This is a genomic window from Sediminicoccus sp. KRV36, assembly GCF_023243115.1.
Taxonomy (GTDB): domain Bacteria; phylum Pseudomonadota; class Alphaproteobacteria; order Acetobacterales; family Acetobacteraceae; genus Roseococcus.
Genome location: NZ_CP085081.1, coordinates 3,464,826 through 3,477,102 on the forward strand (window position 1 = coordinate 3,464,826; position 12,277 = coordinate 3,477,102).

The window sequence follows — 12,277 nt, forward strand, 5'->3', positions numbered from 1 at the left end:
CGCGGCGTATCAGCGGCCGGATGCGCCGCGCTGGCGCCGGAACGCCGTCCAGACGAGGCCCAGCAGCGGCATGGATTCCACAAAGACCCGCCGCGCATGCATCCGGGGATTGATCGCCAGCCGCCAGAGCCATTCGAGGCCAAGCTTGCGGAACATCAGCGGCGCCCGTCGCACCAACCCCGTCGCGAAAAGCAGCGAACTGCCGACGGAGAGCCCAAGGCCCCTGCCCCCGCCAGCGCGGCTGACCGCCAGCAGCATCGCCTCGGAGCGCGGTGCGCCGGTGCAGCTGAAGGTGAAGCGTGCCGGGTGGTCCAGAACGAACTGCACCGCCGCCGCCATGGCCTCGGGGTTTTCACCCAGGCCCATGGGCGGGCAATGCTGCACAATGGCCCGGAGCCCGTATTGCTCGGCCAGCAATCCCGGCAATTCCGGCGGGCCGCCGATCACCGTGATCGCGTCATCAGGCTGCACGACGCCGCGCAGCAAGGCCATCGTCAGGTCACTGCCCGCCGCCAGCTTGATGCGCTGGCCGAAGAACAGCCGGGCCAGGCCGCGCACCACTTGGCTGTCGTTCAGCACCAGAGTCGCGGCACGGCAGGCGTCACCATAGGCGTAGCCGCGCGCCATCTGTACCAGGTGCTGCGCATTGGGTGTCACGACATAAGCGAAGGGCGCATCGGCCGGGCGGGCTGCCAGCCAGGCGGCGGCTTCGGCAACATCCAGATCATCGAATTGCACGATCCCGATGAAGTCCTGGCGACCAAAGGGACGGTCCTCGCTGACGGATCGCAGCGTTCCGGTTCTCTCCGGCTCCGTCACTGATCGGGGCCCTGGCGGCACGGCCGCGCCACGCGGCAGGGCTGGCCGCGACACCTGCCTGGGGCACGCTCCCCGCCCGCGGCCGCCACTGGCGGAGCCGGACGGGGATGCGCCGCATGGTCAGAAGACATCGCGTCCCATCATGCCACCGGTCAGCGTCCGGTAGATGATCCGGATATCGAGCCACAGGCTCCAGCGCCGGATGTAGATCATGTCCAGCGAAACGCTGCGCGCCGCCTTCTGCATGGTCTGGATCCCGCCACGCATGCCGCTGATCTGGGCAAGCCCCGTAATCCCGGGGGCCACGCGATGGCGCGCGCCATATTCCGGAATGACCTGGCTGTAGACGCCATGCTCGACGCGGTGCGTCGGGATATGCGGCCGCGGGCCAACGATGGACATCTGACCGAGAACGACGTTGAACAGCTGCGGAAGCTCATCCAGGCTCGTCGTGCGAAGCCAGCGGCCGAGGGGGGTCACGCGCGGATCATCACGCGCCGTCCCACCGCCGCCATCATCCTGCGCGTCAGCGTGCATGGAGCGGAATTTCAGCATGGCAAAGCGCTGCCCGAGGCGGCCAATGCGGTACTGCCGGAACAAGGCGCCACCCGGGCTCCCCAGGCGGACCGCAATCGCGATGGCCAAAAGAAGCGGCGTAAGCAGCAGAAGGGCCGGCAGCGCGATCGCGAGGTCAAGCGCGCGCTTGCTCAGATACTGAAGCGGCCCAAGGGGTGCCGGGGCCACCAGCGTGAAATCCTGGCCCAGAAAGCCTTCCGTGGCAGCGGCATCGCCCCGTCCGCAGAGCAACAGAACGCGGGCGGGCACGGCTTCGACCAGATGGACCAGCCTGGGGGCCAGCACACGCTGATTTTCAGGCAACTCGATCAGGATGGTGCCCGGCCGCTTGGCATCGGATGCCGCGAGGAAGGCGCGAATGGTGTGATCATTGATATCCGGCGCATCCAGCGCGAACACCACATTCTTGCCCTGGCGCAGGGCCGCAGCTTCGCTCGCCTGCTGAAAGGCGACGGAGCCGAGGATGGCAACGCGGCTCGGCCGGCGCCACACCGGCACGCGCACCATCAGCAGGACCAGGAACAGCACCACGCCAGCCACCGTCCACTCGACGATCGGCATGCCCAGCAGGACGAAAACGCCCAGCGAGATCGCAGCCGTCCCGAGGACGAGCGAGAGGAGGATACCGTGGGCGGACCGCCCGGCTTTGGGGGTATCGCTCCGGATTCGCTCGTTTTTAGTGGGTATATGTAACGACATGTTCAGCCATGCCTCCGAGTGGATCAATAGCTGAGGATGCCTTAACAGACAACCAGTATGAATACGAGAATTTTTCTCATTTTTTGTCTATTTTTAAGTTTCGGTGGAATCCCACTCCCCACTCCAGCCCTCCTGCGCGGCGCTGCGCCTGGAAAGCGCGGATTCGAAGGAATTGGGCGCGTCCCTAAAAAGAGATCGGCTTCGTAAATTTCTCCGCGCGCCCTCATGCATCATGATGCATGGCGCCTGCGGGGGCCTCCGCAGCAACGCAGGCCCAGACCCGGGCCGCCGCTACGAACGCATCCGCCCGGCAGGGCGCTGCCGCCAGGGCACGGGGAAGCACCGCCCACGGCCATATCTTCGCGATGGGCCGGGGCGAGATGGCGGGCGAACGGCGCGCTCGTCGCCCCGGAGTTCAGTTCAGCGGCACTTCCATCCGGCTCAGGATGGGCCGCCAGACTTCCAATTGCGTGGCCAGGAACCTGCCGAACTCGGCAGGGCTGCTGCCCACGACGAATTGCCCGTCATTGGTCAGGCGCTCGCGGATCCGTGCGTCACCCAGGGCCGCCACGGCCGCGGCGTTCAGCGCCTCGATCGCGGCGGGCGGCGTGCGGGCGGGGACCAGCAGGCCGAACCAGCTCAGCGCATCCAGCCCGGGCGCGAATTCCGCGAAGGAGGGGACATCCGGCGTCGAGGGCACGCGCTGGGCGCTGGTCCAGCCCAGGATGCGGCCCTGGTTGTTGCGCAGCACCGGCAGCGCCGTGCTGCCCGCGACCACGAGAAGGTCCAGCGTACCCGCCAGGAAGTCGTTGAGCTGCGCGGCATCCCCGCGATACGTCACGTCCTGCATGGTCACGCCCAGCCGCTCCAGCACCATCAGCATGGCGACGTTGGTCAGCGTCGTCGGCCCATTCGTGCCGTAGGTGATGCGGCCAGGCCGGGCGCGGGCAGCCGCCACCAGGGCGGGGATGTCGGCCGGGCCGTCATGGCGCGCGATCACGGCAAAGGGGAAGGTGGTCGCCAGCGTGACCGGCGCGAAATCCTCCAGCTTGTATGGCAGGTTGCGCTGGATGATCGGGTTCACCGTCAGTGTGGTGCCGGCGGCCATGAGCAGCGTATGGCCATCCGGCTGGGCGCGTGCGGCGGCTTCGGCGCCCACGATGGTGTTGCCGCCGGGGCGGTTTTCCACCTGGACGGCGCGGCCCAGCGTCTGGGTCATGCGCTCGGCCAGCAGCCGCGTCAGGATATCGGTGCTGCCGCCGGGGGCGAAGGGCACGATGATGGTGATGTTGCGCTGCGGAAAGCCGCCCTGCGCAAGGGCTGGCGCCGCCAGCAGGGAAAGCGAGACGCCAAGGCTGCGGCGCGTGATGTTGGACATGGTTTTCCTCCTGTTATGGCGTGATATGCCACCCCTCGCGGCTAAGCGCGAGCGGCCCGGAGGAAACCCGCATGCCCAAGATCGCCCTGGTTGTGGAGTTCGAGGTCCGGCCGGGAGCGCATTCCGCGTTGCTGGCCCTGATGCGCGGCCATGCCGCCGCCTGCCTCGCCGAGGAACCCGGCTGCGAGCGCTTCGACGTGCTGGAGGTGCTGGACGCGGCTGGCATGCCCGACACTGGGCGCCTGATGCTGTATGAGGTCTTCGCCGATGCGCCAGCGCGGGCGGCGCATTGGGCCAATCCGCGCCATGAGGCGACGAAGGCCGCCTTCGCCCCTTTGATCCTCGGCCGCTCCTCCCGGGTATGCCACCTCGCCCCCGATTGACGGGGCGCGCCGGAGGGGCCGCAATGCGCTTCGCCAGAAACGGAGGAAGCCAAACATGTCCAGGATCGCCCTCGTCGTCGAATTCCAGCTCAAGCCGGGTGCGCATGCCGCCTTCGATGCCATCATCCGCGACCATGCGGCGGGCACCCTCGGCGATGAGCCGGGCTGCGAGCGGTTTGACGTGCTGCAGCCGAAGTCCAAGGAGGGCCCGGACCTCACCCGCGTCATGCTCTATGAGGTCTATGCCGATGACGCGGCCTTCAAGGCGCATACGCAAAACCCGCGCCTCGCCCGCACCCGTGCCGCCTATGAGCCGCTGATCGAGGGCCGGACCATCCATATCTGCGCGCTGTAAGGCGAGGCCTGCGGCGGTCACGGGCGGCGGCTGATCGCTTCCCGACCGGCGCCGCGCGTGCCAAGCTCGCGCCAGAGGAAACGAGCCATGGAACTGCCCTCGGGCGCGATTGACGCCGATCTTCACCCGATGGTGCCCGGGCTCGCCGCCCTCGCGCCCTATCTGCCGGAGCTTTGGCGGGACCAGATCAGCCTGCGCGGGATGGAGGGCTTTGACACGCAATCCTATCCGCCCAATGCGCCCAAATCCGTCCGCGCGGATTGGCGGCCGGGGGGCGAATGGCCAGCCTCGCGCATCGGGTTGCTGCGCGAGCAGGTGCTCGATCCCTGGCGGATTTCCCGCGGCATCGTGACACCACTGTATGGCGTACAACTCGTCTTCAACGAGGATATGGGCAACGCCTTCACCTCGGCGCTGAATGACTGGACGCGCGCCGAATGGCTGGATGCGGACCCGCGTCTCGCCGGCTCCATCATCCTGCCCATGTTCAACGCGGATCATGCGGTGGCGGAGATCGAGCGTTGCGCGCCAGACCCCCGCTTCGTCCAGGCCATGGTGCTCGTGATGGGCGAAACCCCGCTCGGCCGGCGGCACAATTGGCCGGTCTTCGAGGCGCTGGTGAAGCATGGCCTGCCGCTCGCGATCCATGCGGGCAGTTGCTACCGCAACCCGGTCACTTCGCTCGGCTGGCCCTCCTGGTATGCGGAGGATTACGCGGCCAATCAGCAGGCATTTCAGAGCACCCTCGCCTCCCTCATCACCGAGGGCGTCTTCGTGAAATTCCCGACGCTGAAGGTGGTGCTGCTGGAATCCGGCGTCTCCTGGCTGCCGGCCTTCCTCTGGCGCCTGGTGAAGGGCTGGAAGGGCGTGCGCTTCGAGGTGCCCTGGCTGGACCGCAATCCCTTCGACGTGGTGCGTGAGAATCTCCGCCTGTCCATCCAGCCCTTCGATGCGCCGGAGGATGCCGAAACCGTCCAGCGCGTGATGGAACATCTGGGGAGCGACGAGATGCTGCTGTGGTCGAGCGACTGGCCGCATTGGCAATTCGATGGACCGCCGCGCCTGCCGCCTGGCCTGGACGCTGGCCTCGTCCGGAAAATCTGCGTGGAGAACGCGCTTTTCACCTATACTCGGCTGTCCCTGGAGACCGTCTGATGAACGTCATCCGCCCCCAAGCCGCTCCCGGCAGGCCACTGGCCGCGACCCAGGGCATGATTGACGTGGATATCCATCCGCGCCCGCGCTCCATCCGCGACTATGAACCCTGGCTTTCGGCCGAGATGCGGGAGCGGCTCAATACCTTCGGCATCCGCCCGCGCCATGGCTTCGTGAAGGGCACGCCCTATTTCAAGTCGCAGCCGCTGGCCTGCCGCCGCGATGCCTGGCCCGAGAACGGCACGCCCGCCAGCGACCTCGCTTTCCTGCAAAGCCAGATGCTGGATTTCCACGGCATTGACGTGGGCGTGCTGAACCCGCTGCAACCCACCGCGCAGGGCGACCAGAACAACCCTTTCTCCGTCGCCATGGCGCATGCGGTGAATGAATGGCAGCTGGCTTCCTGGGTGGATCGCGATGCGCGGCTGCGCGCCAGCATCGTCGTCCCCTATGAGGACCCGGAGGCGAGTGCGCGCGAAATCCGGGCGCGCGCCGGTGATCCGCGCTTCTGCCAGGTGCTGCTGATGAGCCGCACCTCCCACCCGCTCGGCAATCCGAAATACTGGCCCGTCTTCGAGGCCGCGCAGGAGGTGGGGCTGCCCGTCGGCATCCATGCCTTCGGCTATAGCGGCTGGGCCATGACCAATGGCGGCTGGCCCAGTTTCTATATCGAGGAGGTGAGCGAGCACGCCACCTCCTGCCAGTCCCTCGTCAATTCGCTGGTGATCGAGGGCGTGCTGGAGCGTTTCCCCAGGCTGCGCATCATCCTCATCGAATGCGGCTTCGGCTGGCTGCCAAGTGTAGCGTGGCGGCTCGACAAGCATTGGTCCTCGCTGAAAAGCGAGTTGCCGACGATGCAGCGCCTGCCCTCGCAGCAGATCTGCGACCAGATCTGGGTCAGCACCCAGCCTATCGAGGAGCCGGTGCGGCCCGAGCAGCTGCTGGACTGCATGGGCTGGATCGGCTGGGAGAAGATCCTCTACGCCAGCGATTATCCGCATTGGGATTTCGACGATCCGCGCACCGCGATCCCGAGCTTCATCCCCGAGGCGAAGCGCGCCGCGATCTATGGCGGCAATGCGCGCAAGCTCTACGGGTTCCATGGCTGAACGGCGAAGCGGAGGCTGACATGCGCCATGTGGTCGGCCCCGTCGCCGAGATCCCGCCCGGCGAACGCCGCCTGGTCGAGGCCAATGGCAAGCGTGTCGTGGTCTTCAACCTGGGTGGCGAATTCTTCGCCCTCTCGGATCGCTGCCCGCACCAGGGAGGCTCCCTGGCGCTTGGGCCCGTGATGGGGTTGGTGGAAAGCCCCGGCCCTGGCGAATACAGCTACGGCCGGGCCGGCGAGATCATCCGCTGCCCCTGGCATGCCTGGGAGTTCGACATCCGCACCGGCAAGTCGCGCTTCGACCCGCGCCGCATGAAGGTGCGCGCCTTCCCCGCCTGCGTGGAGAAGGGCGAGGCGCTCCAGGCGGAGACCTTCCCCGTGCGGGTGGAGGAAGATTACGTGGTGGTCGAAGTCTAGCGCAGGCGCGGCGGCTAGAACTTCGGCAATTCCGGCGCCGGCGCGACGATGGGCGCATCATGCCCCGCGAATTGCGCCCGCATCGCGACCATGAACGCGGGCAGCCTCGCCTCCAGCCAACCCGCGATGCGGGGCGCCTGGTCGTGGCGGGCAAGCACGAATTTCGCCGCACCCGAAAGGCTCTCCCGATCCAGGACGCAGGCCACCTGCCAGTCGGGGTGGGCATCCAGGAAGCGCTGCACGGTGAGGATCAGCAGCGGATAGATCGGGTGCAGCATGTCATCGAGCACGATCAGCCCATCCGGCCGTACCACCTGCACGGCCAGGGCAAGGTCGGCGGTGAGCGCGCCATCCGTGTGATCGCCATCCACATGGATGATGCGGGCCTTGCCGCCGAGTGCCGCCAGGATTTCGGCCGGGGCCAATATCCTGGAGTCGCCGCGCCAGATGGTGTGCGCCGCCACATCAACGCCCATCGCCGCCATGTTGGCGCGCAATCGCTGCTCCACCTGGTCATCCGGCCAGTCGAAGGAATCGGCACCAAAGAGCCGTTCGCCAGGTGCCAGCGAAAGCCCCATGGCGATGAAGAAGCGCCCCTCGAAGGTGCCGATCTCGGCGGCCCCGCCGGTGATGCCCGCGGCGGCCTGGGCCGCCATGAGATGCGCCACCACCCGCGCCGCGAAGCGGGAGGACATGCCGCGGATGCGCGCATAATCCCTATCGAGATAGGATTCGAGCCTGGGCGAAAGCATCACGCACCCCCTGCGCCGTCCTGGATGATCCAGCCGGCGCGCGCCTTTCAGCCACAGCCATGCCGGAAAGGCAAAGCGACGGCGGGAAGAAGCTGCTGAAGAACCATCGCGATGGGATCGAGGGGCCAGCCCCTCGAGCCCCCGGCAGGAAACTCGTTTCCTGCACCTTCATCCGTGGATCTGACACATCGAAGATCCAGGGAACCGGGCTTCTTGGTGGGGTTGGCCGCAAAGCGGAGACAACGCGAGAGGGCAATGCCCTCTCGCTATCTGGCCATGTCCGGCCGCCGGCTAACGTGCGGGCCGAGCTTCCAGCCCCATCCGCCGCGCGATGACCTGCAGCATCACCTCATCGGCACCCCCGCCGATGGAGCCCAGGCGATAATCCCGATAGGCGCGGCTGACCCAGCTTTCCCAGGCGTAGCCCATGCCGCCCATGAATTGCATGCACCAATCCGCCACCTCGCGGGAGAGACGGCCGGCCTTGAGCTTGGCCATGCTGGCCAGTTCCGTCACATCCTGGCCGGCCACGTAAAGCTCCGTCGCGCGATAGGTGAGTGCCCGGAGCGCCTCGATCTCGGTCTTGAGCTCGGCCAGCTTGAACTGGATGAACTGGTTGTCGAGCAAGGGTTTGCCGAAAGCCTCCCGGCCCCGCAGATAGGCTGCGACATGCTCGATGAGCTGCCCCATGGCCAGGCGGCGGGCGGCGGCATTCAGCCGCTCCTCCTGGAACTGCTTCATCTGGTAGGTGAAGCCGCGCCCCTCCTCGCCGATGCGGTTGCGCGCGGGCACCCGCACCTCATCGAGAAAGAGCTGCGCCGTATCGCTGCACCACATGCCGAATTTGCGGATCTTCTGGCGCGTGACGCCGGGCACATCGCGCCCGCCGGGGCCTTCGCGCAGCGGCAGGATGATCAGGCTCTTGTTCCGATGCGGCGGACCGTCGGAGGTATTGGCCAGGAGGCAGACCCAATCCGCCTCCATCCCATTGGTGATCCACATCTTGCCGCCGGAAATCACGTAGTCATCGCCATCCCGCCGCGCCGTGGTGCGGATGCTGGCGACATCCGAGCCCGCTCCCGCCTCGGACACACCGATGGCCACCACATGCTCGCCCGCGATGGCGGGCGCCAGGTAGTCGCGGCGCAGTTCATCGCTGCCGAATTCCGCCAGCGCAGGGGTCGCCATGTCGCTCTGCACCGAAAGCGCCATGCCGACACCTTGCGCCTGCATGGTGCCCAGCGCCTCACCCGCCGCGACCGACCAGGTGAAATCAAGGCCCGAGCCACCGAAGGCCGCGGGCTTGGTGATGCCGAACAAGCCAAGCTTGCCGGCCTTGCGGAACAACTCGCGCGAGGGGAAGGCCTCGGCCGCCTCCCAGTCCTCGACATGGGGGTCAATCTCCTCGGCCACGAAGCGGCGGATGCTGTCCATCCAGGCCTCGTGCTCGGCCGAGTAGATCACGCGGAGAATTCGGCCGTGACGCGCGCGAAGGCCTGATCCAGCCAGGGCAGCAGCGCCGCCACATCGGCTTGCTCCACCGTGGCGCCACACCAGATGCGCAGTCCGGGCGGCGCGTCCCGATAGCTCGCCGCATCCAGCGCCACGCCCTCGGCTTCCAGGATGGCGCTGAGCCGTGCCGCCGCCTTGGCCTGCGCCGCATGATCCAGCGCCGTGAACCAGGGTGCCACGATCCGCAGGCAGACACTGGTGCAGGAGCGCGTGGCCGGCACCTCCGCCAGGAACCGCGCCCAATCGCTCTGCGCCACCCAGCCGGCGATGGTGGCCAGATTGCCCTCGGTGCGCGCGATCAACCCCTTCAGCCCGCCGATGCCTTCCGCCCAGCGCAACCCATCCAGCGCATCCTCGACGCAGAGCATCGAGGGCGTGTTGATCGTATCGCCCTTGAAGATGCCCTCGATCAGCTTGCCCCCCTTGGTCAGGCGGAAAATCTTGGGCAGCGGCCAGGCCGGCTTATGGGCTTCCAGCCGAGCCACGGCCCGCGGCGAGAGGGCCAGCATGCCATGCGCCGCCTCGCCCCCCAGCACCTTCTGCCAGGACCAGGTGACCACATCGAGCTTGGGCCAGGGAAGTTCCATGGCAAAGGCGGCCGAGGTCGCGTCGCAGATCGTCAGCCCCTGCCGCCCATCGCTGATCCAGTCGCCATCGGTGAGGCGCACGCCGCTGGTGGTGCCGTTCCAGACAAAGACGCAATCCCGCGCCGGGTCCACCGCCGAAAGCTCCGGCAGCTTCCCGTAATCGGCGCGCAGCAGCCGCACATCGGGCAGCTTCAGCTCGGCCTCGATGTCATGCGCCCATTCGGCGGAAAAACTCTCCCAGGCCAGCACATCCACGCCGCGCGGCCCCAGCAGGCTCCAGAGCGCCATCTCGACCGCGCCGGTATCCGAAGCGGGCACGATGCCCAGCCGGTAATCCGCCGGCATACCGAGAATCGCGCGGGAGCGCGTGATCACCTCGGCGAGGCGCGATTTCGCATCGCCAGCACGATGACTGCGGCCGAGCAGGGCCGATTCCAGGCCGGCCAGCGAGAAGCCGGGGCGCTTGGCGCAGGGGCCGGAGGAGAAGCGAGGATTGGCGGGTTTCAGCATGGCTGTTTCGTCGCATGCGGAGGCTGGCCTGTCATCCCTCTGCGCATGTGCGAGAATGGCGCCATGACAGACCTGCTGGAAACCTTCTGCCACGCCATGCCCAAGGTGGATGTGCATGTGCATCTGCTGGGCGCCGTGCGGGCCGCCACCTTCGCCGAGATGGCCGCCCGCGCCGGCATGGCCGAAGCCGAGACCGAGGCGCTCTACGCCCGGGACGCGAAGCCCAAGGGCGTGCTGCACATCCTGCGCGCGCTGGAACAACGCATCCTGCGCAATCCGCGCGACCTGCACCGCATCACCTACGAACATCTGCAGGACGCGGCCGCGCATGGCGTGCGGCACTCGGAAATCTTCTGGAACCCGACCGGAACGGCGCATCTGTTCAGCTATGCCAGGGGGGCGGATGCCATCCTGGCCGGCTTCGCGGATGCGGCGGCGGATTTTGGCGTCTCGGCCCTGCTGATCCCCGCCATTGACCGCGAAGCCCCGCCCGAAGCCGCGACCGAGCTCGCCGAATGGATGGTGGCGCATCGGCGCGATCCCATCATCGGCCTGGGCATCGACTACCGCGAGACGGACCGCCCGCCCGAACTCTTCTGGCGCGCCTGGCGCATGGCCAAGCAGGCCGGCTTCAAATTGACGGCGCACGCCGGCGAATTCGGCTGCCACCCGCGCAATGTCGCCACCGCGCTCGACCTGCTGGAGGTGGACCGAATTGACCATGGCTATACCGTGCTGGAAGACCCGGACCTGACGGCCCGCTGCGCCGAGCGCGGGATCCTGTTCACCGTGGTGCCGACCAATTCCTACTATCTCCGCACGCTGGAAAACTGGCCCGAGGGGCACCCCCTCACCCGCATGCCGGCCGCTGGATTGCTCATCCATCCCAACACCGATGACCCGCCCTTGCACCAGGTGACACCCACCCGCTGCTGGCGGATGATGGTGGAGGATTTCGGCTTTGGCCTTCCGGATCTGCGGGGCTTCATGCTGAACGGCATTCGCGGCAGCTTCCTGCCCGAGCCCGCGCGCCGCCATCTGGAGGGCGCCTTCGCGCAGGAATTCGACGCGCTGGCCGCCGAATGCTTCCCCGAAGGAGTCATCGCATGATCCCCCGCCGCGCCTTGTTGCTGGCATCCCTCGCAACACCCGCTCTCGCGCAGTCCTGGCCCACGCGGAACATCACGCTGGTGGTGCCCTTCGCCGCGGGCGGCAATGTGGACACGGTGGCGCGCCTGGCCGCAGCCGAGCTCACCCGCCGCCTCGGCCACAGCGTGGTGGTGGAGAATGCGCCGGGTGCCGGCGGCACCATCGGCACCGAGCGCGCGGCCCGCGCCGCCCCCGATGGCCACGCACTGCTGGTGGGCGTGGAGAGCCCCTTCACCATCTCGCCCTTCGTGACGCCCAATGCCGTGCGCTACGACCCGCTGCGGGATTTCGCGCCCATCGGCATGCTGGCCTCGCTGCCGCTCACGCTGGTCGGCCGGCCCGATTTGCCAGCAAATGATCTGGGGGGCTTGCTGGCTTTGGCCCGCTCACGCCCCGATGGCCTCACCTTCGCCACCTCCGGCACCGGCACCTCGCTGCATCTCTGGGGCGAGATCATCGCCCGCCGCGCCGGCGTGAAGCTGGAACACGTGCCCTATCGCATCGCCGCGCAAATCCCGACGGACCTGATGGCCGGGCGGCTGGACCTGGCCGTGCTGACCATCACCAGCACGGCGGCGCTGCTGCGCGATGGGAGGATCAAGGGCTTCGCCAATTCCTCCCTGGTCCCGCTCGTCGGCCTGCCGCCCCTGGCGAGCCTGCCCGCCTTCGCCGGCTTCGAAATGCTCGCCTGGCAAGGGCTTTTCGCCCCCGCCCGCACCGATGGCGCCATTATCCGCCGCCTCGCCACGGAACTCGACGCCATGCAGGCCGATCCGGATTTCCGTCAGCGGCTGGAGAATGTCGGCATGACGCCCTGGCGCCGGACGCCGGAGGACATGACCACCCTGCTGCGCGCCGAACTCGCCCGCTAAGAGGA

At 67.6% G+C, this 12,277-nt stretch carries 13 protein-coding genes; 7 read left to right on the top strand and 6 right to left on the bottom strand.

From position 1 onward, the window contains the following. Positions 1–9: 9 nt before the first annotated feature. The 3 genes from LHU95_RS16355 to LHU95_RS16365 form a co-directional block, all read right to left on the bottom strand. Entirely contained in the window at positions 10–738 is a 729-nt protein-coding gene (locus LHU95_RS16355) for a WecB/TagA/CpsF family glycosyltransferase (RefSeq protein ID WP_248708028.1), read from the bottom strand. 201 nt (positions 739–939) lie between these two features. Further along, positions 940–2,094 carry a sugar transferase gene (locus LHU95_RS16360; RefSeq protein WP_248708029.1) on the bottom strand — a complete coding sequence of 385 codons (1,155 nt, stop codon included), beginning with the start codon at positions 2,092–2,094 and terminating at the stop codon, positions 940–942. 415 nt (positions 2,095–2,509) lie between these two features. Continuing rightward, positions 2,510–3,472 (bottom strand): tripartite tricarboxylate transporter substrate binding protein, encoded by a 963-nt coding sequence (locus tag LHU95_RS16365; RefSeq protein ID WP_248708030.1) that lies wholly within the window; start codon positions 3,470–3,472, stop codon positions 2,510–2,512. A 71-nt stretch (positions 3,473–3,543) separates the two neighbouring features. Here LHU95_RS16365 and LHU95_RS16370 point away from each other — a divergent pair, with 71 nt between their 5' ends. From LHU95_RS16370 to LHU95_RS16390, 5 genes are all read left to right on the top strand, one after another. Beyond that, positions 3,544–3,855, top strand: coding sequence for an antibiotic biosynthesis monooxygenase (locus LHU95_RS16370; RefSeq protein WP_248708031.1), 312 nt, complete (start codon positions 3,544–3,546; stop codon positions 3,853–3,855). 55 nt (positions 3,856–3,910) lie between these two features. Then, entirely contained in the window at positions 3,911–4,210 is a 300-nt protein-coding gene (locus tag LHU95_RS16375; RefSeq protein WP_248708032.1) for a putative quinol monooxygenase, read from the top strand. 87 nt (positions 4,211–4,297) lie between these two features. Next, positions 4,298–5,365, top strand: a complete 1,068-nt coding sequence (locus tag LHU95_RS16380) for an amidohydrolase family protein (protein WP_248708033.1) — start codon at positions 4,298–4,300, stop codon at positions 5,363–5,365. After that, positions 5,365–6,474 carry an amidohydrolase family protein gene (locus LHU95_RS16385; RefSeq protein ID WP_248708034.1) on the top strand — a complete coding sequence of 370 codons (1,110 nt, stop codon included), beginning with the start codon at positions 5,365–5,367 and terminating at the stop codon, positions 6,472–6,474. The genes LHU95_RS16380 and LHU95_RS16385 overlap by 1 nt, the downstream gene beginning before the upstream one ends. 20 nt (positions 6,475–6,494) lie before the next feature. Further along, complete coding sequence (locus LHU95_RS16390; RefSeq protein WP_248708035.1) at positions 6,495–6,890, top strand: Rieske (2Fe-2S) protein; 396 nt, start codon at positions 6,495–6,497, stop codon at positions 6,888–6,890. Between the two features lie 14 nt (positions 6,891–6,904). On the opposite strand, the gene LHU95_RS16395 is transcribed toward LHU95_RS16390, so the two are convergent. From LHU95_RS16395 to LHU95_RS16405, 3 genes are all read right to left on the bottom strand, one after another. After that, complete coding sequence (locus LHU95_RS16395; RefSeq protein ID WP_248708036.1) at positions 6,905–7,642, bottom strand: class I SAM-dependent methyltransferase; 738 nt, start codon at positions 7,640–7,642, stop codon at positions 6,905–6,907. Positions 7,643–7,933: 291 nt separating this feature from the next. Then, positions 7,934–9,106 (bottom strand): acyl-CoA dehydrogenase family protein, encoded by a 1,173-nt coding sequence (locus LHU95_RS16400; RefSeq protein ID WP_248708037.1) that lies wholly within the window; start codon positions 9,104–9,106, stop codon positions 7,934–7,936. Further along, positions 9,103–10,251 (bottom strand): phosphoserine transaminase, encoded by a 1,149-nt coding sequence (locus LHU95_RS16405; protein ID WP_248708038.1) that lies wholly within the window; start codon positions 10,249–10,251, stop codon positions 9,103–9,105. The genes LHU95_RS16400 and LHU95_RS16405 overlap by 4 nt, the downstream gene beginning before the upstream one ends. 63 nt (positions 10,252–10,314) lie before the next feature. On the opposite strand from LHU95_RS16405, the gene LHU95_RS16410 reads away from it, so the two are divergent. Beyond that, positions 10,315–11,361 (top strand): adenosine deaminase, encoded by a 1,047-nt coding sequence (locus tag LHU95_RS16410; RefSeq protein ID WP_248708039.1) that lies wholly within the window; start codon positions 10,315–10,317, stop codon positions 11,359–11,361. Further along, positions 11,358–12,272, top strand: coding sequence for a tripartite tricarboxylate transporter substrate binding protein (locus tag LHU95_RS16415; RefSeq protein WP_248708040.1), 915 nt, complete (start codon positions 11,358–11,360; stop codon positions 12,270–12,272). The genes LHU95_RS16410 and LHU95_RS16415 overlap by 4 nt, the downstream gene beginning before the upstream one ends. Positions 12,273–12,277 lie beyond the last annotated feature (5 nt).